The following is a 24471-nucleotide window of genomic DNA, read 5'->3' as shown; positions in this document are numbered from 1 at the left end:
TCGCCGCTCCGATTCGACCTGCGGGGCGTCGGCCGAATCACGACGCGTCGGCCGGCGACTCCGTGGTCGCGGTGACCTCGCGGCGCTGTTCCATCCAACTCATCACGGCGTTGGCCGAGACGCCGTGGACGACCATCGAGGCGAGGACGACGAACCCGACGAGCGCCCAGAGCTGGTCGGCCGCGATGAGCAGCTCCAGTTCGCCAAAGGACGCCTCGTTGAGCGCGAACGCCAGATAGTAGAACGAGCCGATGCCCCGGATGCCGAACGACGCGACGACGAGACGCTCGCTCCACGGCAACGACGTCCCGAGCAGGCCGAGCATCCCGGTCACCGGACGAACGACGAACACGACGACGAGCCCGACCGCCGCGTCGAGCAGCGACAGCGGCGCGAGCAGGCCGCCCGCGATGGCTCCGCCGAACAGCACCAGCACGGTCGCCATCACGATGCGCTCTATCATCACCGCGTAGTCGTGGAGCGCGAGGTAGTACTCGTGTTCCCACTCGTAGTGGCGGAGTTCCAGCGCCGCGACGAACACCGCGATGAAGCCGTAGCCGCCGGCGAGTTCGGTCGCGCCGTAGGTTATCAGGGTGACCGCCAGCGCCTCCGCGCCCTCCATCAGCTTGCCGAGTTCGGTCGTAACGGGCTCGCTGAAGATGGCCCGTGCGAGTAGCTGTCCGGCGACGTAGCCCCCGACGACGCCGACCGCGATCTCGTAGAGGACGTAGACCAGAAACCAGTCGCCGACCCATCCCAGCGACGCGGTCCCGGAGGCTGCGGCCATCGCGATGGCGAAGTGGGTGAAGGGGAACGCCAGCCCGTCGTTGAGCCCCGCCTCGGAGGTGAGCGCGAACCGGACCTCGCCCTCCTGCTGGTCGGGGTCGGCGTCCTCGTCGACCTCCTCGGTCGGCGGCGTGGCCTGCACGTCGGAGGCCAACACCGGGTCGGTCGGCGCGACGACGGCCCCGAGCAGGACGGCTGTCGGCAGCAACGTTCCCAGCACGCCCCACCCCAGCAGCGCGGTCGCGAGGATGGTCAGGGGCATCGTGATGCCGAGCAGTCGCCACGTGTTCGACCACGCGCTCAGGTCGAACGGGCGGTCGAGCTTGAGCCCCGCGCCCATCAGCGCGATGATGACCACGAATTCGGTGAGCCGCTCGGCGATTTCGCCGTGTTCGACCGGATTCGGAATCTCGACCCCCAGCGGGAGCGAGAACAGCAGTATCCCGGCCGCCACGTAGAGCAGCGGGAACGACATCGGCTTGTCCGAGAGGATTCGGGGCAACACGACGGCTCCGAAGATTGCGACGCCGGCGAGGACGAGCGCGACTTCGTAGGCGGCCATTCGACAACCGGCTACACCGTTTCCACGTAAAATTCCGTTGGGCGGGTGCGGAGGAGATTGCGGATACGGATGCGGTGGCGGTTGCGGAGGCAGTCGCGGATGCGGATGCGGAGGCGGAGGCGCTTGCGGACGCGGTTTTCATCGGCTCAACGATAGCTTCGGTCACGGTGGCTGGTGCGGTCGCGGTTGTGGGTGCGGAGGCAGTCGCGGATGCGGTTGCGGTCGCGGAGGCGGAGGCAGTCGCGGATGCGGTTGCGGTCGCGGAGGCGGTTTTCATCGGCTCAACGATAGCTTCGGTCACGGTCGCGGTGACCAGTGCGGAATCGGTCCACTCAGCGACCACAACCGCGACCGCTACGGCACCGACGGCCGCCACTACGCTTGAACCAATGGGAACCGCGACAGCGACAGCGACAGCGACCGCCACTATGCTTGAACCAATGAGAACCGCTACCGCGACAGCGACAGCGACCACAACCGCGACAGCGACCGCTACTACGCTTGAACCAATGAGAACCGCAACCGCGACCGCATCGACTCGAAAGGCTATAGCCCCGGCGGGACCGTAGTCGTCGCCATGCTCACGTTCATCGGGCTCGGGCTCTACGACGAGCGCTCGATTACGGTCGAGGGCCGGGACGCGCTCCGGAGCGCCGACCGCGTGTTCGCCGAGTTCTACACCAGCCGGCTCCTCGGCGCGAGCGTCGCGGACCTCGAATCGCACCACGGCGTCGACATCGAGGTCCGAGACCGCGCGGGCGTCGAGCGCGACCCCGAGGCGATTCTCGGGGCGGCCGAGGACGGCGACGCCGCCTTCCTCACCGCCGGGGACACGATGATATCGACCACGCACGTCGACCTCCGGCTCCGGGCCGAATCGCGGGGCATCGACACGCGCGTCGTCCACGCGCCCACCGCCGAGTCGGCCGCCAGCGGACTCACGGGCCTCCAGAACTACCGGTTCGGCAAGGCGACCACGCTCCCGTTCGACTACGCCCACGGTGCCGAGGGCGTGCCCGCAAGCGTGACCGACGCGCTCGACGGGAACCGCGAGCGGGGCCTCCACACGCTGGTCTATCTGGACATCAAAGCGGAGCGCGACGAGTACATGACCGCCGACCACGCGGCCGGACTGTTGGCCGACGACTACGAGGACGTGCTGGCGGTCGTGGTCGCCCGCGCGGGGAGTCCGGAGCCGCTGGTGGTCGCCGACCGGCTCTCGGCGCTCGCCGACCGCGACTTTGGCGACCCGCTCCACCTGCTCGTGGTGCCGGGCGACCTCCACCACGTCGAGGCCGACGCGTTGCGGGCGTTGGCGGACTCGCCCGAGGAACTGGTCGCGGTGGAATGAGACGGGTGCCCATTCGTTCGTTTCGAGATTTATTTCCCGGTCAGCCGCACTAGCTGGTTTCTTACCCCCGGCGCGCGCTGGCGCGACCTCGTGTCGCGCCATCGTCGTGCGAGGGCCGAGTAGCGCAGCGAAGCGAGCAACGCAGGCGGCTGGGGAGGACGAGGTGCGGTGCTGTGCGGTGGCGGTGCGGTCACTCATAGGTCGAGGCAGTAGCTAGCTCGAACGCACTCGACAGAAATCGAAGACAGTGCGAAGCTAGCTACTGCCGAGACAAATGAGTGACCGCACGGCACCGCACCGCGACGGCGAGCCTCACACCTCCCCAGCCTCGGGGCGCATGAACGCGCCCCTCCCTCGCACGAGTTGGCGAACCACGAGGGTTCGCCAGCGCGCGCCAGTCCGGAAAATCGGGTTCGAGACGAGAGTTAGATATGTCGGATTTGAGACAGAAACCAGATGAATCGAGTCCGAGACGGCAATCCAGTCCGAGCGAACACCCGAATCGAGACGCTTCACTCGCCCTCGCCGTCCGTCCGGACCGGCCGGTCGGTCCCCACCGCCTCGTGGAGGTCGTACTCGTCGCCCGTGGCGATGTACAGCACGTCCTCGCCGACCGTGAGCAGTTCCGGCACCTCGCGGGCGACCGCCCACGCGATGCCCACCAGCGCGACCACCGAGAGGCTCTGTGCGATGACCCGGTCCGAGAGGAAAAACGACACCATGTTGGGGTTGTCGTAGCCGACCAGCGCCATCGTCGGGTCGACGAGAACCTGGAGCCACTGCTGGCTGAACGCCAGCGAGATGAAGACGACGCGGGCGAGGTTCAGCACCCAGATGACCGAGATGGCGAGCGCGAGCGCCCGGAGCTTCCGGCGGAGCGGCGCGCGGACCGCCGCGATCAGCCCGCCGAAGATGGCCATGCTTCCCAGCCCGGTACAGGCCAGCAACACGCTGACCCGGAAGTCCCCGAGCTCCTCGTTCGGGAACAGATACTGACCGCGGATGGTGTGGTCCCCGCCCGTGGCTATCCCGCGCTCGACCACCTCGAACTGGGGACCGTACCCCAGCGCGTTCATCACGAGCTCGCCCTGCCACGCGACGAGTTCGATGAGCGCCTCGCGGGCCGGAACGAGCATCGTGAACGGCAGGTAGATGAGGCCCATGAACGCGACCGCCCGCGACAGCAAGAACAGCGTCTCGCGGCCGTCGACCAGCAGGTAGGCGGCGTACAGGCAGGCGGGCAGCGCCGCGAGGCTCAGCGCGCCCTCGATGAAGCTGCGTTGCTCGAACGCGAAGTGGGGGAACAGCACCGCCCAGAACACGCCGAACACCACCCACGCGCTCGCGGCGAGGTATCTCGCTCGGCCCACGCCACGGTCGCCGTCGTACCAGTCGAGCGCGGCGGCCGCGACGAACAGACCGACGACGACCCACGCGAGCGCGTCCGTCAGAGCCGACGTCACAGTTGTCCGAGTTCAGGCGCGCACGGGATAAAGAGTTGACGGTCCGGCCGGCGGTCGATTACGCCCGTCTTACCCGACCGAAACGCGGCGTTTCCGAGCGCCCGGCTCCCAGCCTCGCCCGTCGGTCGGGCGAGTTCCGAGCGTTCAAATGGGCCTCCGCTCCAACGTACGACCATGAGAGCCTTCGCCCCCGGAAGCGTGACCGCCATCTTCGCCCCGGCCGGGTCGGGCGACGAGTCGATGGGCGCGAGTTTCACGGTCGCCGACGGCATCACGGCCGACGTGCGCCCCGCCGAGAGCGCCACCCGCACCGAGTCGGCCGTGGTACTGGACGGCGAGCCGGCCGACTTCGCGCCGGTCGAGATCGCGCTCCGGGAACTCGGCCTCGCGGACGACGCCAGCGTGGAGCTCACCGTCGAGATTCCCATCGGCCGGGGTTTCGGCGCGAGCGGCGCGGCCACGCTGGCGACCGCGCTGGCCGCGAACGCCGAGTTCGGACTCGACCGAACGCGCGAGCAACTGGTCGAGGTCGCCCACCGCGCGGAAGTCGAAGCGGGGACCGGGCTGGGCGACGTGTTCGTCCAGCAGATGGGCGGTCTCGTGCTGGGCGACGGCACTACCCGCTGGCGGTTCGACCGCGACGACCCCATCGAGTACGCGTCGTTCGGCTCCATCGCCACCGAGGACGCGCTGGCCGACGACGACCTGATGGCCCGCATCGAGCGCGAGGGGACCGCCGCACTCGACGCGCTCCCCGACGAGCCCTCGATGGCCGACGTGACCTGCGAGGGCTGGACGTTCGCGCAGGCCGTCGACCTGCCGACCGACGAGGTCCGCGAAGCGGTCGCCGATGTCGAGGCGGCCGGTGGCGTCGCCAGCATGGCGATGGTCGGCGAGACCGTCTTCGCGGTGGGCGTCGAGGGCGTGCTGGCGAATCGAACGGCGGTCTCGCCCGACGGCGCGCATCTGGCCGACGAGTGAACGGACCGGTCGAGAGACGACGAGCGGAGCGGCCCCCGGCGATAGCCACCGCGCCTAAGGCCGTCAGTCCCGTCGTACCCCTCCCCGACGTGGGGGAGACGACTCATGAGTCAGCAAGCACGACCGGAGACCGCCGGCATCGACCGAACCGAACCGCAACTGAAACCGCTCGACCAGCAGGTCGTCGTGATAACCGGCGCGTCGTCGGGCATCGGGCTGACGACCGCGCGGATGGCCGCCGAGCGCGGCGCGCGGGTGGTGGTCGCCGCCCGGAGCGAGGACGCGCTCCGGGACCTCGTCGCGGAGATCGAGGAGGCCGGCGGGGACGCGACCGCCGTCGTGGCCGACGTGAGCGACCGCGAGGACGTGCGCGAAATCGCCCGCGTCGCCGAGGAGACGTACGGTGGGTTCGACACGTGGGTCAACGTGGCGGCCCAGTTCATCTACGGTAGACTGGCCGACACGCCGGTCGAGGACATGCGCGAGCAGTTCGACACCAACGTCTGGGGGCTGTTGTACGGCTCGCTGGAGGCCGCCGACCACCTGCGGGAGCGCGGCGCGGGCCACCCCGAGGGCCACGGCGGCGCGATCATCAACGTCGGGAGCGTGGTCTCGGACCGCGCCGTCCCGCTTCAGGGGAGCTACTCGGCGTCCAAGCACGCCGTCAAGGGGTTCACCGACGCGCTCCGGATGGAACTCCACGAGGCGGGCGCGCCGGTCTCGGTGACCCTGGTGAAACCGACCTCCATCGACACGCCGTACCCCGAACACGCCAAGAACTACATGGACGAGGCCGCCGACCTCCCGGCACCCGCATACGCCCCCGAAACGGTCGCGCGGGCCATCCTCGACGCCGCCGAGACCCCCCAGCGCGACGTGATGGTCGGCGGGGCCGCGCCGGTCCTGTCGGCGCTCGGGCGCTTCGCGTCCGGGCTGACGGACACGATTATGGAGCGGGTGTTCTTCGACCAGCAGCGCAGGGACGAGCCGACGTTCCGGAGCGAGGAGAACGTCGTCGACGAACCGGTCGGCGACCGCCGAGCGCGGGGCGACTACGAGGGCCACGTGGCCGAGACCAGCCTCTACACCAGGCTCGCCCAGCGCCGGGGGCTGGCCGGCGCGGCGCTCGCCGGCCTCGGCGCGGCCGCGCTGGCGCTGCTCGGACGGTCGCGGCGCTCGCGGGACGAAGCGCGTCGAGAGGAAGGCGGTCGGCTGGCGGAAATCGGTCGGGAGGCGACCGACGACCGGGAGGGGTCGGGCCTCCGCGACGCGGTGTCGGTCGTGACCGTCCCGGCGGACCGCCGATAGCTCGCCCTCGCGACGCCTACTCCGCCGAGATGACGTCGTCGATGCGGGCGATCATCGTCGCGGCCTCGGTCGCGGACTCGACGGCTTCGCGCTTGACCGCGGCCGGGTCGAGGATGCCGGCCTCCACGGGGTCGCCGATCTCGCCGTGTTCACCGGAGGCGACGATGGCGGCCCGCCCCGGCTCGTCCTCGTTGCCGGTGCGGAGGTCCACCAGCCCGTCGATGGGGTCCATGCCGGTGTTCTCCGCGAGGGTGCGGGGCAGGACGTCGACCGCGTCGGCGAACGCCTCGACCGCGAGCTGCTGGCGACCCTCGACACCGGCGGCCGCCTCGCGGACGCGGTCGGCCACCGCGATCTCGGTCGCGCCGCCGCCGGGCACCACGCCGCCCGATTCGAGCGCGGCGGTCACCACGTCCAGCGAGTCGGCGAGCGCGCGCTCGAGTTCGTCGGTGACGTGTTCGGTGCCGCCCCGCACCAGCACGGTGACGGCCTCGGCGGCGCTGCCGCCCTCGACGAACGCGAGGTCCTCGTCGCCGAACGTCCGGGCCCGGATCGCGTCGGCCCCACCGAGTTCCGCGTCCTCGAGGTCCTCGACCTTGCTCGTCCGGGTCGCGCCGGTCGCGGAGGCGATGGCCCGGGCCTCGTCGTCGTCGACGTCCTCGAACGCGAGGATGCCCTCGGCGGCGAGGAACCCGGCGGGCCGGTCGTCGATGGAGTCGGTCGAGAACACCACGTCGACGCCGGCGTCGGCGAGCGCGTCGGCGTACGCCCGGAGTTCGCTCTCCTCGGCGTCCATCGCCGCCGTGAGCTGGTCGACGCTCTCGACGCTGTACTCGGCGTCGATCTCGGTCTCGCGCACGCCGAACGCCTCGTCGACCACCGCGACCGTGGCGTGCTCGACGCGCCGGGGCATGTTCTCGTGGACGGGTTCGGCGTCGCTGACGACGCCCTCGACCAGTTCGGTCGCCGAGGAGGAGCCGCCGGCCTGCGTGTGGACCCGGACGTCGTCGCGGGCGATGCCGTCCTCGCCGTCGACGTGACCGATGGCCCGCACCACGAGGTCCGCGAGCGTCTCGGTCGTCACGTCGCCGGTCCCCTTGCCGGTCATGCTCGTCTCGGCGACCTGCTCGAGCAGGTCGTCGTCGAGGTCGGCGTCCGCGAGGTCGTCGACGGCGTCGAGCGCGATGTCGCGGGCCTCGGCGTACCCCTCGACGATGGTGGTCGGGTGGACGTCGTCGTCGAGCAGGCGCTCGGCCTTCGAGAGGAGTTCGCCCGCGAGCACGGCGGCCGTGGTCGTGCCGTCGCCGACCTCCTCCTCCTGAGCGTCGGCGACCTCCACCAGCATCTGGGCCGCCGGGTGCTCGATGTCCATGGTGTCGAGGATGGTCGCGCCGTCGTTCGTGATGGTGACGTCGCCGGTGTCGCTCACCAGCATCTTGTCCATGCCCCGCGGGCCCAGCGTGGTGCGTACCGCCTCGCTGACCGCCTTGCCGGCGGCGATGTTCGAGGACTGGGCGTCCTCGCCCTGGGTCCGCTCGGCGTCGTCGCTCAGCACGAACACCGGTCGACCGCCCATGCGTGGCTGTCCGGAATGGGATTCTGCCATGGTTGTTCCCCATACGGAAGATGATTGAACTTCTATATAAATTTTCCGCGAGCGAGCCACCCGTGGGTTCTCGTCCCACGACGAAACCGACACTGGAAAATAGGGTAGTTCCGAAGGTGCGCGTAATGCTGGAGCTGGAGCACCGGTTTCGGGTGGTGGACGTCCACGCCCGGCTCAACGCCGACGCCGGGGGCGTCCAGACCCGGGGCCGGGCCATCAGCCCGGACCGGCTCGAACGCGAGATGCACCAGGCGGGCGTCGTGCGGTCGGTGGTGTTTTCCGGCGAGCGCGACGGCGGGAGCTACGTGAGCGCGAACAACGCCGTCGCGCGCCGGAGCGTCGACCGGCCGTTCCTCGCGTTCGCCCGCATCGACGGGCCCCGCGACCCCGGCGACCGGGCCACTTCGCGGCTCCGCAACCTCGCGGCCCGGCGCAAGGACCACCACACCTCGCCCGAGGACGTCGAGCAGTACGCCTACGACGACCGGTTCCACGGGTTCAAGCTCGACCCCGTCGCGGACGGACTGCCCGACGAGGAGACCCTCGACCAGCTCGACGACGTCGACTTGCCGGTCCTCGTCCACGCCGGCGAGGGGTTCCCGCCGGAGGCGGCGGCCGACGCCCTCCTCTCGCGGTCGTTCCCCGTGGTGCTGGCCCACTTCGGCGGCCACCCGCTGAACCGCGACCTGATGAGCGGGGCGGTCGACCTGCTCGAGCGACACGACGACTGCTATCTCGACACCAGCTACGTCCGGTACCGCGACCTGCTGGAGCGCGCGGTGATGGAACACCCCGACCGGGTGCTGTTCGGCAGCGGCGCGCCCAGTTCCCACCCGAACGTGGCGGTGATGGAGATACTCACCCTCGACGTGCCCGAGGACGCCATGCGGAAGGTGTTCGACAAGAACGCCCGGCGGGTCCTCGGCGATTCGCTGCCCGGCGACTTCTAGCTCGTGGAGCCTGCCACGGTCTGGTCAAAACGCTTACCACCGAGGCTGTCGAGTACGGTTGCGAGGCGCAACGACATGGTGAACGACGGGGGCGAAAAGAGCGACTCCGTTGACGACGACCCCGGCGACGAGTGCGACGGAACCGCCCCGAATCCGGGCGGTCCCGGGACGCTGTCGCTCGACGAGACGCTCGAAATACTCGCCAACCACGAGCGCCGGGACGTCCTCGGGTGGCTGATGGACGCCCCCGACGGCACCGCGACCGTCGACGAACTCGTCGACCACCTCGTGGCGCGTCGGGCCGAGCGGACCGGCGAGCGTCCCGGCCGGGGTCACGTCACGACCACGCTCCACCACGTCCACCTCCCGAAGCTCGCCGACGCGGGCGTCGTGGCCTACGACGCTCGGAGCCAGGAGGTCCGATACTGGTCGGACGACCGGCTGGAGGCGTGGCACGACCGCATCCGTGCGGGCGAGGAGTGACGCGGTCGCGCCCTGCGGACGCTCAGTCGAGCCCCGCGTCCGCGAGGTCGGCGACCACCTCGTCTGCGAGGTCGGCGACCGTGGCCGGGCCGCCCGACCGGAGCGCGTCGAGTACGTACCGCCGATGTGCGCTCTCCGGCAGGTCACACGAACGGTCGACGCGCTCGCGAGCGGAGACGCCGTGTCGAACGATTCACTCGTCGGAACGGGACGCGGAACCTAACACGCCCTGCTCCGTCCCGGCCGTTCCAGCGGTAACTGTTCTGCCCTCGCGGCAGTGTTCCCGGGCCGTCCCGCTCGCGGCGGCCCTACTGTCGAGCCTCTTCCGGTTCGGTGCGCCAGTCGTAGCGCTCGACCGCGCGGTCGGCCCGGTCGGAGACGCCGTGGGGGTTCCGGGCCGGACTCCGGTCGCGGACCAGCGCGACCAGCCCGTCCTTGGTCCCGGTCGCGGCGCTGGTCACGACCCGCTTGCCGTTGCCGAGCCACTCGGAGGGGTCGGCGTCGCCCCGGATCACGTCGGCGGCAGATGCGGTGGCGTCGGCCGCGGCGTCCCGGACGAGTCGACGGAAGATGCCCGGCCGGGGTCCGTAGTTCTTCACGAGTCGGTAGGCCAGCGCCCGGTACTTCCACCCCCAGTCGCGCTCGTCGGCCTCGTCGTCGGGCTCGCCGTCGTTTCGGGTCACGGTCGCGGACGGCGACCACGCCACCTCGTAGTCGTTGGCCGCGAGGCGGTGGGCGCAGTCCCGGGCTCCGCCGGTGGCCAGGTACTCGTCGAACCCGTCCACGGCGTCGATGGCCTCGCGGGCGAACGCGACGTTCCCCCCGTCGAAGTAGGTCACCTCGCGGCCGTCGATGGTGGTTCGGTCGGGCGACTCCGTGGTCACGCCCGCCCGAACCGAGCGGTGGACCGGCCCCGTGACCGCGTCGGCGGTGGCGAGCGTCTCGCGGACGGCGTCGGTCCACGACGCCTCGACCTCGGTGTCGTCGGCGACGAGCGCTACGGCCTCGCCCGTCGCGACCGAGAGCCCGGCGTTGCGCGCGACGTTGAGCCGCCTGTCGGACACCTCGACGAGCACGTCCACGTCGTCGCGGGCCTGCACCATCCCGGTGGTCCCGTCGGCCGAGGGGCCGTTGACCACGACCACCTCGGCCGCCGGCGCGTTCGCCGCGAGCGCGTCGAGGCAGGCGGCGAGGCGCTCGCGGCCGTTGAGCGTGGGGACCACCACGGAGAGCTCCATATCCCGGATTCTCCCGTCGGAGGCTTAAAAGCGGTTCGGCCCGCGCTCGTCGGTTCTGCGTTCCCCGGCTGGTCACTCCACGCGGGCGTTCCAGTACGACACCGACGCGAGGGGGTCGCCCAGCGGCGAGCCACCGATGGCCTCGTCGACGCTCCGTATCGGGTCGGCGATTCCGCCGGGAATCTTGCGGTAGAAGCCGTAGGGCAGAATCCAGTCGTGGTCGGCGTCGACGAGTCGGAGGTCCGCGCCGTCGAGCAGTCCCTCGACCTCCGAGCGGGTGTAGAGACGCGACCCCATCGGGAGCAGCCAGTTGTAGACGCTCCGGGTACTCCGTGCGTTGAACGTGTCGAAAAACACCTGTTCTTTGGCGACCCGGCACATCTCCGAGAGGAAGGTCGCGGGCGTGTCCGCGAGGTGGAAGAATCGCATGGCGAACACGGTGTCGAAGTGGTCGTCGGGGAACGGGAGCCGCGCGGCGTCGCCGCGCATGAACTCCAGGTGGTCGGCGACGCCCGCGTTTCGGGCCTTCTGGCGGCCCTGCTGGAGCATCGCGGCCGAGATGTCCAGTCCCACGATGTCGGCCCCGCGCTCGGCCAGCATGACGGTGAACCGACCGGTCCCGCAGGCGATTTCGAGCATTCGCTTCTCATCGACTGGTTCGACGGCGTCGAGTACGGCGCGCTTCTCGCGCCGGTCGATGAGTCGTCCGCCTCGGGAGAACCGCTTCTCCTCGTACTCCTCGGCGACCTCGTCGGTCTGGTACCACTCCGCTCCTTTCACGCTTCTCGTCAGTACGTTGGCCACCGGGGGACTAAAACGGTACTGGAAGCGTTTCGTCGCCGGCTCCGCCCGTGATTGGGAGACAGTGACAAGCACTTTGACCGTCCGAACCGTACTGGAACCGATGACGACTTGCAAGGGGTGCGGGCGCGACCTCGACCCGGACGAACTCGTGCGCCACGAGCGGGGCCGGTTCGTGGTCGTCCACTGTCCGGACTGCAAGCGAACGCTCGGGCGATACAACCGTCACGGCGAGCGGTCGACCGACCCGAAGGCGAGCGAGTGACCGGGGTCACTCGCCGCTGGTGACGACGCGGTCGGGCCGAATCCGAACGACGACTCGCGGGCCGGACTCCTCGCCGTGGTTGGGGTACTCCTCGACGTCCATGTACTGCCGAGCGAGTTCGTCGATGTGCTCGATAGCGCCGTTCTCGGTCACCTCGACCACCTCGCCGCGGACCGAGACGTACCGATAGGGGTCGTCGGGGTCCATCACGCAGAGGCCGACCTTCGGGTCGCGCTCGACGTTGCGCTCCTTCAGACGGCCGCGTGCGGTGTTGACCAGCAGGTAGTCCTCCTCGTCGCGGTCTATCCAGACAGGCGTCACCTGCGGGGTGCCGTCGGCCATTAGCGTGGCGAAATTGGCGAACGTCTCGCGCTCAAACAAGTCGTGGAACGACTCGGGAATCGACTCCATGGGAGGGCTGACGCTCCCCGCCACCGTAATTTTTGCCGAACTCTCGGCGTGAAATGAATTTAAGGAGCGTTAATACTCCTTTAAGGACTTTAGATTCTACAGTCGCACATATAGCCAACATTTACCTGTACGTTCGCTCGTGGGAGGAACATGAGTGCGACTACGGACGAGACCCCCGTCACCGAGCAGTCGGCCGAAGACTTCCGCGAGACCCTTCGCGAGCTCCCCCCGAGTGCGAAGCTCGTAGCCAAGGTACTGGAGATGGACGCGCCCCTCTCGCAGGGTCAACTGGCCGAGGAATCGCTGCTGCCCGACCGCACGGTCCGGTACGCGCTGAACCGGCTCGAAGACGAGGACCTCGTCGACTCCCGGTACAGTTTCAAGGACGCCCGCAAGCAGGTGTACTTCCTGAACCGCTGACTCCCGCGTTCGACCACCTCGCTTTTCTCGACGGCCCGCGTCCGGCCCGACGTGAACGTCCGAGCCATCCCCGTCCCGACCGAGACGCTCGCGCCCGACGGGACGACCACCGCGTACCTCGTCGACGCCGAGGACGCGTTGCTGGTCGACCCGGCAGCGCGAACCGACGACCTCGACCGCGCGGTCGAGACCCACGACGTGGACCACGTCCTCGTCACTCACGCGCATCCCGACCACGTCGGCGCTGTCGCTCACTACGCCGACGCCTGCGACGCGACCGTCTGGGCGCTGGCGGGCCGCGACGGTCGGTTCGAGCGCGCCACCGGCGTCGCGCCGGACCGCACCTTCCGCGAGGGGACCGAAATCGGCGGGGTCGAGGTCGTGACTACGCCGGGCCACGCGCCCGACCACGTCGCGCTCGCGGCGGGCGACGCGATGCTCACGGGCGACCTCGTGGTCTCGTCGGGCAGCGTCGTGGTCGGCGCGGACGAGGGCGACCTCCGGGCGTACCTGACCTCGCTCCGCCGGCTGTACGCTCGGAACCCCGACCGACTGTATCCGGGCCACGGCCCCGAAATCGGGGACGCGCGGGCCGAGATCGAGCGACTGCTCCGCCATCGCCTCGATCGCGAGGCGAGCGTGCTGGCGGCCGTCCGGTCGGGCGCGACCCGGCTCGACGAGGTCGTGGACGCCGCCTACGACAAGGACGTTTCCGGCGTTCGGGACCTCGCGCGGACCACGGTCGCCGCGCACCTCGACAAGCTCGCCGTCGAGGCGAAGGTCGACTGGGACGGCGAGCGGGTGCGGCCGGTAGCGGAGTCGTAGTCCTCGGCGACCCCGAAACACCCTTCTATCCGCGACGACCAATCCCGGCGTGTGCAGAGCCTCGACGCGGAACTGGAGCGCGCCCGGGACCTCGCCGTCGACGACCTCGCGGACGCAATCGAGTCAATCGGCTTCGAGTGTACGCGCTGTGGAGCCTGCTGTAAAGCCGAGGCTGACGACCCCCACACGGCGACCGTCTTCCCCGACGAGGTCCGGGCGCTGCAGGACGCCACCGACGACTACGGGCGCGGCGACGCTGCTTCGAGCTCCGACTCCGACGTCTCGCGGGACTGGCGCGAGGTCGCTCGGCCGATGCCGTACGGGCTCGACGCGCGCGAAGAGGCCGGAGTCGAGACTGCCGACCGCGACGGCGGGTCCGACCCCACGGGCGAGACGTTCGAGTGGGCGCTCCAGACCGACGCGTGTGGTGACTGCGTCTTCTACACGGAGGACGCAGCCGGCACCGGCGCGTGTTCGGTCCACGACAGCCGACCGCTCATCTGCGAAACCTACCCCTTCAGCGTCGCGCTCGGGGGCACCAGCCAGCCGATGGGCGAGGCTGTCGACGAGGCGGGGATGGTCCGCGCCCACGAGTGCGAGGGGCTGGGCCGAGATATCTCTCGCGAGGACGCGGAGGCGCTCGCGGCGGCGCTCAAGGAGCGCGCGGTCCGGGAACTGGCGGAGGCCATCGCGGTCCGCGACGCGTACGAACCCGCCGACCCCGACGACGGCGTGGTCGTCCACGACTCCGAGGGTGCCAAGCGCCCCGACGGGTCGGCGTACGAGGGGTGAACGACCCAGTTCGGACTGTCGGCGGGAGGACCACGGTGGCGATGGTCGGAACGGCGAGGGCCGCCACGGCGGTCGCGGCGCTCGCTACGGATTTCAGTCGGTGGCTCGTCACGTCGACGTTTCGTCCCGTTTTCGCACTTAAAATCGAGGGTCGAGCGTCGCGCTAACCCCGTATCGGCCCGGAATCCGGGCCGCCGCTCGCGGTTCGCCTTTCCGGAAAGCGGAAATATCACCCCGCCGTACCGACGCCCGATGACCCTCTCGGAGGAGGCTCGCGAGCGACTCGCCGACCTCGTGGAACTACAGCCGACCAAGAACGCCGAACTGCAGGAGCGGTGGGGCCTCGACGGCGGGAGCGAAGTCCACCAGTACCTCGAAAGCGAACTGGGCGACTACTACTACCGCGACGACGACAGTCTCATCCGCGCGACCGGCGAGGCCAACGACCTCGTGGACGTCGAACCCGGCGTCGTCGACGACGAGGAGACCGGCGTGCCCGAGGCCATCCGGGTACCGGAGCTACAGGCGCAGGTGTTCTCGGTGGTCGCTGGCCCGGACGACGAATCCGAGAGCGTGGTGTCGGTTCTGAACAAACTCCGCGAGGAGTACGGCGTCGACCCCGAGGCCGAGGACGTCCGGAGCGCGCTTCAGGCCCTCCGGCGCAAGGGCGTCGTGGAGGTCGTCTATCGGACGGTGCCGACGTTCAAACTGGCGGTGGAGCGCGACGCGGTCGAGGTGTCGGTGTCGGATTAGCCGAGCGCCAGGAGCGTTCCGTCCGTCGTGCTGACGTACAGCGTTCCGCCGGCGAGCGAGAGGTGGTAGGCGGGTGCGTCCAGCGTCCGTCGCCACCGCGTCTCGCCGGTCGCGGCGTCGAGCGCGACCAGCGCGCTCCGCTCACCGACGTCGTCGTGGAGCGGCACGTAGAGGCGCTCGTCGTCGGCCACCGGTTCTATCTGCCAGTCGCCGAGGTCCGAGAACCACCGGGTCCACCGAACGCGTCCGTCGGCGGCGTCGTGGGCCGTGACTCGGGCGTCGGACTGGCTCTGGACGTACTCGCCCATGTCTATCGTCTCGGCGTTCGCGCCGCACTTGTAGTAGACCGTCCCGTCCGCGACCACCGGGGAGGTACCGAACGTTCCGCCCGAGTGCGTCCAGCGTCGGGTCCCGTCCGTGTCGAGGGCGGCGAGCGCTCCCAGACCCTCGGCGTCGCTGGGGTACCACGCTTCGCTCACGGGGACGAAAACCCGGCCGCCGCCGAGCGCCGGAGACGGATACGCGCGTTCGTCCGGTTCGTATCGCCACTGGACCGCCGGCGGGTCCCCGAGCAGCGCACCGGACAGGCTGGTGCGGCGGTCCCTTGCGAGCAGTCCCTGCCACCCCATCGGCGTGTAGAGCCTCGCGTCGGTCACGACCGGGTGGCCGACCGACTGGGATTCGGTTTCGAGTCGCCACCGTTTCGTACCCGACGACCGGTCGAGAGCCACGAGGTAGTCGTAGCCGGGCACGTAGACGGTCGTGCCAGCCACCAGTGGCGGTCCGGCCCGGCGAAGTTCTACGTCGCGCTGCCATCGGCGCTGGCCGGTCGCGTCGAACGCAGCGACGCCCGCGCCGTCCGGTCGTCGCGTCGAGAGGAAGACGGTCCCGTCGGCGAAGGCGACCCCGTGGAACGTCCGGTCGGAGTCGCCACCGACCGACCAGCGCTCGCGGCCGTCGCCGACCCGGCGGGCCGAAGCCGACGACCCGCCGACGTAGACGGCGTCGCCGACGACCGCCGGCGTCGGGAGGTTGAGGTAGCCGCGAAACGGATTCTCCGGGGCGAACTGCTCGACCGACCAGCGAACGTCGGGGTCGCCGGCGGGTCCGTCCGCGTGGGAGTTGAACCCGGTGTTGTGCGTGTCGTGGTGAACCAGCGGCCAGTCGGAACTGTCCACCCACGTCGACACCGAGTCGGGGGCGCGCTTCAGCGTGGACGCACCGAACGCGACGGTCCCACCGAGCGCACCGGCGGCCGCGCCGGCCAACAGCGCGCGCCTGGAGACGGGAGGCGACTTCACAGTAGTTGTCAGACAAAGCCAACGAAAAAGAGCCACGGTTTCACACCGAACGGCTCACTCCGGTCGATTTCGCTCCCGCCTGTCCGCCAGCAGTCGCCGAATCCCCTTTCCCGGACCGCCCTCGATGGGCCAGCCCCGCGTGCGCCACTGCGGGGGTTCGGGGGAGAACTCCGGACACGACCCCGAACACGCCGCGCTGGTCTGGTGGCAGTCCGTGGCCGAACACCACGGCAGGAGTGCGCGCCCGTCGCGGCCCAACTCGAAGTGTCGGCAGTCGGGCCGCATGGTCTCGGCGTAGTCGCGCCACCCGGTTTCGTAGGCGCGCTCGGCGATTTCGAGCCGCTTGGCGCGCTTCCAGTCGGGGTCGGCGTACTCGAACCGGCCGGCGGTCGTGCCGTACTCGGTCTCCTCGCCGCGTTCGAGGATTCGGGTGCCGGGCGCGTCCGCGTCGAGGTTCCGAGGGAACCACTCGACCTCGGCGTCCCCGTCGCGGGAGTCGAGCGTCAGGATGCCCGCTTCGACCGGCAGACGTTCGAGCAGCGCGGGCTCGACCGACTCGGCGGTCGCTCGGGTGGCGACCCACACCTCGTCGGCCAGCGACAGCGCCACGTCGTACTCGAGTTGGGGCGCGAGGTCGCGGGCCGCGCTCGCGCTCAGGTCGGGCTTGTTCTCGACGGCGACGATTCGCTCGACCCAGTCGGGGTACGCCCACTTGCGGCGAATCTGGATGCGGTTGTCGCGCTTTCGCACGTCCAGAATACCGCGGTCGTCGGCCCGATGAATCGACTCCCGGACGTAGCGCCACGGGTAACCGGGGTCCGGGAGCGCGTCGCGGTACCACGTCCAGTCGGCGGGCGCGTGGGGAATCACGTCGAGCAGGTCCGAGTCGAGCCGCCGGGGGCCGAACCGGCGGCGTCGGCGCAGCCCCTCGGGGTCGACCTCCACGACGATGGTGTCCCACCGGCGGCGCTCGGTGCCGAGCTGGCGGGCCACGATGGCGGGACGGACTCCGCCGTCGTCGGTGGGCGGCCACTCGCGTTCGGCCCACCGGCAGGTCCGCAACTCGAAGACGAACTCCGGGTCCGAGCCGCCGGCGACGTTCACACGTCCCCGTTCTCCTCCTTCTCGTTGAGGAACTCGTGGGCGTCTTCGAGAATTTCGCGCGGGCCGTCCTGCGTGATGGTGTTGATGGCCTGCTCGTAGTCGCGCCACTGGTGGTCGCGGTGCTCGTGGGACAGCTCCGCGCTGGCCTCGTAGGACTTGGCGACGAACAGGTGGACCGTCTTGTGGATGGTGTTGCCGTTGGCCTCGAACACGTAGTCGTAGTCGTCGCGAAAGCCGTCGAGCAGGCGGAAGTCCTCGATGCCCGCCTCTTCTTTCACTTCGCGTATGGCCGTCTGCTGTAGCTCCTCCTCACCCTCGACCCCGCCCTTGGGGAACTCCCAGTCGCCCGGACGGGACTTGAGGAGGAGGTATTCCCGGCGACCGCGGGTATCCCGGTAGAGGATCGCACCCGCGCTCGTAGCTTCAACCGTCATTTACCGGAGTGTATACGGCGGTGCGTTAAGAGAATGTCGGAGAAGGGGTGAGACGAACCAGCCGGTCTCGGAGGTCACTCCGACCCCGACGTTTCGCCGACCACCAACACTCGGAGGTCGTTGACGTTCGTCCCGGTCGGCCCGGTCCGAATCGCGGAGTCGGCGTCGGCCAGCGCGCCGAGCGAATCGCTGTCGGCCAGCGCGTCCCGGGCGGTCTCGGCCGACAGGCGACGTTTGCCCGCCGGGGCCGCCCCGGCTTCGACCACCGTCTCCGGCCCCACGAGCGCGCCGGCGACCCCGGTTCCGCCGTCCTCGCCGTCGGTGTCGACGCTGGCCAGCGCGAGGTCGGCGTCCGGGTCGGCGTCGATGTCGAGCGCCCACGCCAGCGCGAACTCCAGGTTCGGCCCGCCGTCGCCGTCGCCCCGGACCGTCACGGTCGTCTCGCCGCCCGACAGCACCACGGCCGGCGGGTCGACCGGTTGGCCGGTGTCGGGCATCTCCTCGGCGATGGCGGCGTGGGTCTTGGCGGCTTCGCGGGCCTCGCCGCGAATCCGCGACGAGACGAGGAGCGGGTCGAAGCCGCGCTCGCGGGCGACCTCGGCGACGGCGTCGAGCGCCGTGGTCGCGCTCGCGACGACGTGGACCGACACCCGCTCGAACGCCGGGTCGCCCGCCGTCGGGGTCTCCGATACCTCGCCGCGAGCGCCCCGGTCCAGTCGGTCCCGAATCGCGGCGGGCGGGTCGACGTCGTACCGGGCAAGCACCCGCCGGGCGTCCGCGAAGGTGGAGTCGTCGGGCGAGAGCGGTCCGCTGGCGACCGTGCCGAGGTCGTCGCCCACCACGTCGCTGACCGCGAGTCCGACGACCGTGGCCGGACTCGTGCGCTCGGCGAGTCGCCCGCCCTTGAGCGCCGAGCAGTGCTTGCGGACCGCGTTGAGGTCCCCGATGGTCGCGCCGCTCGCCAGCAGGGCCTCGGTGGTCGCTTGCAGGTCGGCCAGCGAGAGGTCGCCGGCGGGGGCCGGGAGGAGCGCGCTCGCGCCGCCGGTGACGACCGCGAGGACGAGCGTGGACTCGTCGGCCGCGTCCGCGAGGTCGAGTACCCGGCGCGTGGCCGCGACGCCCCGCTGGCTCGGGACCGGGTGGTCGCCCGCCCGGACGGTCACGCGGTCGAGCGCCGGCGCGTCGGCGTCGCTTCGACTTTCGGGGTCGTCGGTGACGACCGCGCCCCGGTCGATTCGGTCGCCGAGCGCGGCTTCGAGCGCAGCCGCCGTGCCGACCGCCGCCTTCCCGCCGCCCAGCACGACGACTTCCTCGTAGTCGCCGAGGTCGTAGCTCTCCCCGGCGACGGTCAAGACGCCGTCGCGGACTTCGACAGCCTCGGAGACGACTCGGTAGGGGTCGGCGGCGCGGATTCCGGCCTCGACGCAGTCGAGCGCGAGGCTTCGAGTGGGTTCGCGCTCGTCGGAGCCGAGGAGTCGGTCGCGGTTCCGTATCATGGCGGCGGTTCGCTCTCCGGGGACCTAAAGCGTCGGGAGTTCTGGAGTGGCAGAACCCGCATCATCGAATCCGGTGGTAGTCGTACTGGCCGCGAACGCTCTCGTGGAAGTACGAGCCGTGCGAGCGCGCGCCGAGCAGTCTCATAGGTTTCGCGGGCAACGTCGGCGTACCGGTAGACGCCCCATCGGCCGAGTCGTCTCACTCTCACCGCCCTGCGTGCTGGTTCGACTCCGGACCGATAGCGCTCGTCTGACCTCGGAACGTCGGCGTGCGCTGGCGCGGTCGTTCATGACCGCGCCGAAGCGCGCGAGGGACGACCGAACGAAGTGAGGGAGGCGGTTGGGGAGGCGTGAGGCTTGCCGTCGCGGTGTCGTGCTGTGCGGTGGCGGTGCGGTTGCGGTGTCGTGCTGGCGGTGGCGATGCGGTTGCGGTGCCGTGCTGCGCGGTGGCGGTGCGGTTGCGGTAACTCATAGGTCTCGGCGATAGCTAGCCTCTCGCCGACGGCTCCGCTCCCGTGAGCGACGGCGAAACTGCCTCCGGTCGAGACGGAGAAAACGACCGCACCTCAGATAGCGACTGCAACAGCAACTGAGACCGCTACTATGCTCGGGCCAGTGGGGCCGCAACCGCTACAGCAACCACAGCAACCACAGCAACCGCACCTGCAATCACGACCGCGACAGCACCCGAAATCCCGACCGCTACTATCGTTGAGCCAATGAAAACCGCAACCGCAACGACCGTGACCGCGACAGCAACCGCAACGACCGTGACCGCGACAGCAACCGCAACGACCGCAACCGCAGCAACCGCGACCGCGACAGCAACCGCAACGACCGTGACAGCAACCCCACCACGATTTCCGAACGACCGAACCCCGGTCAGGCGAATCGGCTTTTAACGCCGTTGGCGATGCGGCGGCGCTGGTAGACGAGTTCGCTCAGCAGCCACCCGACCAGCAGTAGCGACGCCACCACGACGCCCACGAAGTCCCACGGGCCCATCCACACCGGGCGAATCCACGGCGCGATCTTCGACCAGCGGCTCGCGAACCAGTCGGCCTGATTCGCGACCGGCGTGTCGGCGAACGAGGCGCTCACCCACTGCGAGAAGGTGAGTTGCTCCCCCGAGCCGGGCGTCAGCCCCGCGCTGCCCGTGACGTCGTACTGGCCTTCGGCGTTCTGGTCGGCGATGGTCGGGCCGTCGGACTCCTCGTCGAGGTAGACCCGCGCGGCGTCGTAGGGTGCCCACGGCGCGTAGAACTCCCAGACGATCTCGCCCTCGGGGGTCACCTCGATGACGCGCTGGTTGTTCGAGTCGGTGACCAGCGTGTTACCGCTCGGGAGTCGGTCGGCGTCCCGTGGCCAGTTGAAGTCCTGGCTCGACCCGAGTTCCCACGTCTGCTGCCAGCCGTCGCCGTCGGTGAGGTCACCGTCGGGGTTCTGGTACTCCACGATGCGGTCGTTCTCGCTGTCGGCGACCGTTATCGTGGCCGTACCGTTCTCGCTCCGGTGGAAGTCGGGGTTGTGCTGCTCGTGCATGATGTCGTAGTTGTCGTCCTCCCCGAGGCGCATGTCGATGTCCTTGGTGGAGCGGTTCACGACCAGCACTTGGTCCATGTTCCGGGGCGATATCTGGTACTGCCCGTCAGCTATCTTCTCGACGTCGTTGACGTGGGTCCAGTCGTTGTTCGGCGGTTCGGCCTCGTAGGTGCCGCCCATGTCCGCGGTCCAGTTGGTGTGTTCGTCGAAGTGCCACTCCCACGTGATCTCGCCCTGCTCGCGGTCGTAGACGAAGATGCGGTCCTCGCTGTCGTCGGTCGAGGTGTTGTAGTTCCGCATGTTGGCGACCAGAATCTCGGACTTGTCGTTGATGAGCGTGGCGTCGTGGGTGTCGAGGACGCCGTCGAAGTACTCGGACCAGACGATCTCGTCGTTGTCGGGGTCGTACTCGTAGACGCTGCTCCCGCCGGTCTCGGTTCCGGTCACGAGCAGGTTCCCGTTGTCGAGCGGGTCGACATCGTAGAACCACGTCACGTCGTTGTCCGACCCGTCGTGGACCCACTCCACCTCGCCGCGGGGTCCGACGCCCACGAGCCGCGCGGGCTTTTTCCCGCTGGACTGTCCGGCGAACTTGAAGCCCTGGATGGAGATGACCGTGGTCCCGTCGGCGGGCTCCTCGATAGTCCCCCGCTGGAGGTCGGTGTTCGAGGGTTCGTACGTGAGCGCGGAGACCGCCGAGGGCGCGAGCAGCGACGCGACGAGCAACAACACGACGCCGCGTACCAGCCACGGCCGCGAGAGTCGCGGCTTCCAGTCGTTCGGCATACACTCGCGTACACCTACCCGGAACATATGGGTTTTGTCCTCTTTTCCCCGAGCGGGCGACGGTACTCCTCGATGCCGGTCGCCCGACCTCGCGAGGCAGCGGCCGGTGTCCGGCGGGCGAGCGGCGACCTAGGCCGACGCGTGACACCGGCCGGAGCGCAACGATATTGTCTAATACAGACAAGACCAAAGTTTCGAGAAGTCGCGTGAGTGGCTCCCATTACCGCCACGTAAATGGTCTCTATCGCTGGTTATCGGCCACTTCAGCGAATCGACGCTACCGGCCGAATCTGCCGGATTCGAGTGCGCGAGACGGACACGGCAGCAAAAGGTTTAAGTACTTACCGGCCTTACCGATGGTTAGGAAGCGAGGTGTCCGGAGCTTCTTCAGGATTTCTCCCCTCCCGGAGCACCTCCCAACCCATCCATCCATGACCAGTACGCGCATCCAGAGCTACGACGAAGGGGCCGGCGTAACCGGCCGGACCGACGAGACAGAGCGAACGAACGAGCCCGAGCGAGCCGACGAGGACGAGGAGACGGTCGAACGCGAGGACCAGCAGGTCTGTCCCGAGTGTGGCGGCGACCTCGCCAGCCACGGGAGCGAGACGGTCTGTGCGGAGTGTGGCCTCGTGGTCGACGAGGACCAGGTCGACCGCGGCCCGGAGTGGCGGGCGTTCGACTCCAAGGAGAAAGACGAGAAGAGCCGGGTCGGTGCCCCGACGACCAAGATGATGCACGACAAGGGGCTGTCGACCAACATCGGCTGGCAGAACAAGGACGCGTACGGCAACTCGCTGGGCAGCCAGCAGCGCCAGAAGATGCAGCGGCTCCGCAAGTGGAACGAGCGATTCCGGACCCGCGACTCCAAGGAGCGCAACCTCAAGCAGGCGCTCGGCGAAATCGACCGCATGGGGAGCGCGCTCGGCCTGCCCGAGGAGGTCCGCGAGACCGCCAGCGTCATCTACCGGCGCGCCCTCGACGAGGACCTCCTCCCCGGCCGCTCCATCGAGGGCGTCGCCACCAGCGCGGTGTACGCGGCGGCCCGACAGACCGGCACGCCCCGGTCTATCGACGAGGTGGCGAACGTGAGCCGCATCGACGAGATGGAGTTCAAGCGGACCTACCGCTACATCGTCCGCGAACTCAACCTCGGAATCCAGCCCGCCGACCCCGAGCAGTACGTCGCGCGGTTCGCCAGCGACCTCGGCATCTCCGACGAGGCCGAGCGCCGCGCCCGCGAACTGCTCCGGACCGCCAAGCGACAGGGCATCCACAGCGGCAAGTCGCCCGTGGGGCTGGCGGCCGCCGCCGTCTACGCCGGCCCGCTCCTGACCAACGAGAAGGTCACGCAGGCCGAGGTCAGCGAGGTCGCGCAGGTCAGCGAGGTCACCATCCGCAACCGCTACCACGAACTGCTCGAAGCGAGCGAGACCGGCGTCGCGCCGGCCTGATTCGACGTTTCTTGGACGCCGAGTCCGGTAGCGACGACCGATAGTCGGCCGCGCGTCGCTCACCGCGAGTCGACGCCGATGGACACCGGCCAACTGTCCAGGTCGGGTCCCGGGACGGAACTGCGGGGTCGGCGACACCTATTTTCGCTTCCCGGCCGTACTTCGACGTGCCATGTCCGGTACGCAACTCCTGATGATAGTGGGCGACTTCGGCGAGGACTACGAGATAATGGTGCCGTTTCAGGCGCTTCAGGCCGTGGGTCACGAGGTCGACGCGGTGTGTCCCGAGCGCGAGGCGGGCGACGTCGTCAAGACCGCGGTCCACGACTTCCGGGGCGACCAGACCTACGTGGAGTCACGCGGGCACGACTTCCAGTTGACCGCCTCGATGGACGAGGTCGACCCGAGCGACTACGACGGCCTCGTCCTGCCCGGCGGGCGCGCGCCCGAGTACCTCCGGACCCACGACGAGGTCCTCGACGCGGTCCGACACTTCTTCGAGGCGGACAAGCCGGTCGCGGCCATCTGTCACGCGGCCCAGATTCTCGCGGCCGCCGACGTGATCGAGGGTCGGACCTGCTCGGCGTACAGCGCGCTCGAGTCCGACGTGGAGGGCGCGGGCGGCGAGTACTACGACGGCGTGACCACCGACGGGAACCTCGTGACGGGTCGGGACTGGAGCGACCACGTCGAGTGGCTCGCCCAGTTCCTCGACGTGCTGGGGACCGAGGTCGACCACGGCGACCCCGCGACGGCCGAACCCGCCGAGGACTGACCCGCGCCGGTCGAATCCGTCGACTACTCGCCGACGTCGACCTCCTCGTCGTCCTCGTAGGCGGTCACGTCGACCTCGCCGTCTCCGACCTCGACCGTCAGCATCGTCGCGCGCTCGGCCGGGTCCGCCCCGGTCGCGCTCCCCGGGTTCAGGAAGCGCACGCCTGCCATCTCGTCGTCGACGAGAGCGTGAGTGTGACCGGCGACCGCGACGCCCTCGCCGTCGAGTCGTGTCTCGACGGCCTCGGTGATGGTCGCGACGTACTCCTCGCTCGACCGGGCGATACCGTGGGTGACGACGAACCGGACTCCCTCGACGTCGAGCGTGGCGACTTCGGGGAGGTCGAGCGACGCCGGGTCCATGTTCCCCGCGACCGCCGTGAGGTCGCCGTCCGCGAGGTCGACCACGGTCTCGTAGGCGTCCGGACTGTCGAGGTCGCCCGCGTGGACGGTATGGTCGGCCGCGCGGACGCGGTCGGCGACCCACGCCGGGACGGCGTCCGCGCGGGAGGGTACGTGCGTGTCGCTGACGAGCGCGATTCGGGGCATGCGCGTGGGTTCGCCGGGCGACCGGAAAAACGTGTG

The 24471-nt window shown here is 69.6% G+C and carries 25 protein-coding genes; 13 read left to right on the top strand and 12 right to left on the bottom strand.

Annotated elements, in window-relative coordinates; genetic code table 11:
• Positions 1–37: 37 nt before the first annotated feature.
• Positions 38–1348, bottom strand: a complete 1311-nt coding sequence (locus EPL03_RS10480; protein WP_135829259.1) for a cation:proton antiporter — start codon at positions 1346–1348, stop codon at positions 38–40.
• 74 nt (positions 1349–1422) lie between these two features.
• Here EPL03_RS10480 and EPL03_RS10475 point away from each other — a divergent pair, with 74 nt between their 5' ends.
• Together EPL03_RS10475 and dph5 are read left to right on the top strand one after the other, a co-directional pair.
• The gene (locus EPL03_RS10475; RefSeq protein ID WP_135829258.1) at positions 1423–1917 is read left to right on the top strand and encodes a hypothetical protein; all 495 of its coding nucleotides are present in this window, start codon (positions 1423–1425) and stop codon (positions 1915–1917) included.
• Between the two features lie 8 nt (positions 1918–1925).
• Positions 1926–2699 carry a diphthine synthase gene (gene dph5 / locus EPL03_RS10470; protein ID WP_135829257.1) on the top strand — a complete coding sequence of 258 codons (774 nt, stop codon included), beginning with the start codon at positions 1926–1928 and terminating at the stop codon, positions 2697–2699.
• Between the two features lie 512 nt (positions 2700–3211).
• On the opposite strand, the gene artA is transcribed toward dph5, so the two are convergent.
• A complete protein-coding gene (artA, locus tag EPL03_RS10465; RefSeq protein WP_135829256.1) occupies positions 3212–4162 on the bottom strand; it encodes an archaeosortase A in 951 nt (316 codons plus the stop codon).
• Between the two features lie 174 nt (positions 4163–4336).
• Between artA and EPL03_RS10460 the strand changes: the two genes are divergently transcribed.
• Together EPL03_RS10460 and EPL03_RS10455 are read left to right on the top strand one after the other, a co-directional pair.
• A complete protein-coding gene (locus tag EPL03_RS10460) occupies positions 4337–5143 on the top strand; it encodes a GHMP family kinase ATP-binding protein (protein ID WP_135829255.1) in 807 nt (268 codons plus the stop codon).
• A 105-nt stretch (positions 5144–5248) separates the two neighbouring features.
• Complete coding sequence (locus EPL03_RS10455) at positions 5249–6451, top strand: SDR family oxidoreductase (RefSeq protein ID WP_135829254.1); 1203 nt, start codon at positions 5249–5251, stop codon at positions 6449–6451.
• A gap of 16 nt (positions 6452–6467) precedes the next feature.
• Here the strand turns inward: EPL03_RS10455 and thsA are convergent, their stop codons facing one another.
• The gene (gene thsA, locus EPL03_RS10450; protein ID WP_135829569.1) at positions 6468–8027 is read right to left on the bottom strand and encodes a thermosome subunit alpha; all 1560 of its coding nucleotides are present in this window, start codon (positions 8025–8027) and stop codon (positions 6468–6470) included.
• A gap of 155 nt (positions 8028–8182) precedes the next feature.
• Here thsA and EPL03_RS10445 point away from each other — a divergent pair, with 155 nt between their 5' ends.
• Positions 8183–9007 (top strand): amidohydrolase family protein, encoded by an 825-nt coding sequence (locus tag EPL03_RS10445; RefSeq protein WP_135829253.1) that lies wholly within the window; start codon positions 8183–8185, stop codon positions 9005–9007.
• Between the two features lie 75 nt (positions 9008–9082).
• Entirely contained in the window at positions 9083–9490 is a 408-nt protein-coding gene (locus EPL03_RS10440; protein ID WP_210424956.1) for a DUF7344 domain-containing protein, read from the top strand.
• Positions 9491–9798: 308 nt separating this feature from the next.
• Here the strand turns inward: EPL03_RS10440 and EPL03_RS10435 are convergent, their stop codons facing one another.
• Together EPL03_RS10435 and EPL03_RS10430 are read right to left on the bottom strand one after the other, a co-directional pair.
• The gene (locus EPL03_RS10435; RefSeq protein WP_135829252.1) at positions 9799–10728 is read right to left on the bottom strand and encodes a glycosyltransferase family 2 protein; all 930 of its coding nucleotides are present in this window, start codon (positions 10726–10728) and stop codon (positions 9799–9801) included.
• A gap of 72 nt (positions 10729–10800) precedes the next feature.
• On the bottom strand, positions 10801–11508 hold the full coding sequence (locus EPL03_RS10430) for a class I SAM-dependent methyltransferase (protein ID WP_135829567.1): 708 nt from the start codon (positions 11506–11508) through the stop codon (positions 10801–10803).
• A 124-nt stretch (positions 11509–11632) separates the two neighbouring features.
• Here EPL03_RS10430 and EPL03_RS19960 point away from each other — a divergent pair, with 124 nt between their 5' ends.
• Positions 11633–11794: a hypothetical protein gene (locus EPL03_RS19960; RefSeq protein WP_168216230.1), complete on the top strand. Its 162-nt coding sequence runs from the start codon at positions 11633–11635 to the stop codon at positions 11792–11794.
• A gap of 6 nt (positions 11795–11800) precedes the next feature.
• Here EPL03_RS19960 and EPL03_RS10425 read toward each other — a convergent pair whose 3' ends face one another.
• A complete protein-coding gene (locus tag EPL03_RS10425; RefSeq protein ID WP_135829251.1) occupies positions 11801–12205 on the bottom strand; it encodes a PPOX class F420-dependent oxidoreductase in 405 nt (134 codons plus the stop codon).
• Positions 12206–12355: 150 nt separating this feature from the next.
• On the opposite strand from EPL03_RS10425, the gene EPL03_RS10420 reads away from it, so the two are divergent.
• The 4 genes from EPL03_RS10420 (at position 12356) to EPL03_RS10405 (ending at position 14995) form a co-directional block, all read left to right on the top strand.
• A complete protein-coding gene (locus EPL03_RS10420) occupies positions 12356–12625 on the top strand; it encodes a MarR family transcriptional regulator (protein WP_135829250.1) in 270 nt (89 codons plus the stop codon).
• Positions 12626–12676: 51 nt separating this feature from the next.
• A complete protein-coding gene (locus EPL03_RS10415; protein ID WP_135829249.1) occupies positions 12677–13450 on the top strand; it encodes an MBL fold metallo-hydrolase in 774 nt (257 codons plus the stop codon).
• A gap of 51 nt (positions 13451–13501) precedes the next feature.
• The gene (locus EPL03_RS10410; RefSeq protein WP_135829248.1) at positions 13502–14242 is read left to right on the top strand and encodes a YkgJ family cysteine cluster protein; all 741 of its coding nucleotides are present in this window, start codon (positions 13502–13504) and stop codon (positions 14240–14242) included.
• Positions 14243–14494: 252 nt separating this feature from the next.
• Positions 14495–14995: a DUF5797 family protein gene (locus tag EPL03_RS10405; RefSeq protein WP_135829247.1), complete on the top strand. Its 501-nt coding sequence runs from the start codon at positions 14495–14497 to the stop codon at positions 14993–14995.
• Here the strand turns inward: EPL03_RS10405 and EPL03_RS10400 are convergent.
• The 5 genes from EPL03_RS10400 to EPL03_RS10370 form a co-directional block, all read right to left on the bottom strand.
• Positions 14992–16296, bottom strand: coding sequence for an outer membrane protein assembly factor BamB family protein (locus tag EPL03_RS10400; RefSeq protein ID WP_168216229.1), 1305 nt, complete (start codon positions 16294–16296; stop codon positions 14992–14994). The genes EPL03_RS10405 and EPL03_RS10400 overlap by 4 nt on opposite strands.
• A gap of 54 nt (positions 16297–16350) precedes the next feature.
• On the bottom strand, positions 16351–17400 hold the full coding sequence (locus EPL03_RS10395; protein ID WP_135829245.1) for a DUF5787 family protein: 1050 nt from the start codon (positions 17398–17400) through the stop codon (positions 16351–16353).
• Complete coding sequence (locus tag EPL03_RS10390) at positions 17397–17834, bottom strand: bis(5'-nucleosyl)-tetraphosphatase (RefSeq protein WP_135829244.1); 438 nt, start codon at positions 17832–17834, stop codon at positions 17397–17399. The genes EPL03_RS10395 and EPL03_RS10390 overlap by 4 nt, the downstream gene beginning before the upstream one ends.
• A 74-nt stretch (positions 17835–17908) precedes the next feature.
• Positions 17909–19330, bottom strand: coding sequence for a glycerate kinase type-2 family protein (locus EPL03_RS10385; protein WP_135829243.1), 1422 nt, complete (start codon positions 19328–19330; stop codon positions 17909–17911).
• An 882-nt stretch (positions 19331–20212) separates the two neighbouring features.
• Positions 20213–21658, bottom strand: coding sequence for an arylsulfotransferase family protein (locus EPL03_RS10370; RefSeq protein ID WP_135829242.1), 1446 nt, complete (start codon positions 21656–21658; stop codon positions 20213–20215).
• Positions 21659–22089: 431 nt separating this feature from the next.
• Here EPL03_RS10370 and EPL03_RS10365 point away from each other — a divergent pair, with 431 nt between their 5' ends.
• Together EPL03_RS10365 and EPL03_RS10360 are read left to right on the top strand one after the other, a co-directional pair.
• Positions 22090–23112, top strand: a complete 1023-nt coding sequence (locus EPL03_RS10365; protein ID WP_135829241.1) for a transcription initiation factor IIB — start codon at positions 22090–22092, stop codon at positions 23110–23112.
• A 172-nt stretch (positions 23113–23284) separates the two neighbouring features.
• On the top strand, positions 23285–23887 hold the full coding sequence (locus EPL03_RS10360; protein ID WP_135829240.1) for a DJ-1/PfpI family protein: 603 nt from the start codon (positions 23285–23287) through the stop codon (positions 23885–23887).
• A gap of 23 nt (positions 23888–23910) precedes the next feature.
• On the opposite strand, the gene EPL03_RS10355 is transcribed toward EPL03_RS10360, so the two are convergent.
• On the bottom strand, positions 23911–24435 hold the full coding sequence (locus tag EPL03_RS10355; protein WP_135829239.1) for a metallophosphoesterase family protein: 525 nt from the start codon (positions 24433–24435) through the stop codon (positions 23911–23913).
• Positions 24436–24471: the final 36 nt, after the last annotated feature.

Origin of the sequence: Halorussus halobius (genome assembly GCF_004765805.1) — an archaeon.
Taxonomy (GTDB): Archaea; Halobacteriota; Halobacteria; order Halobacteriales; family Haladaptataceae; genus Halorussus; species Halorussus halobius.
The sequence above is the reverse complement of the archived record's forward strand: the minus strand, read 5'-3'. Positions and strand labels throughout refer to the sequence as shown.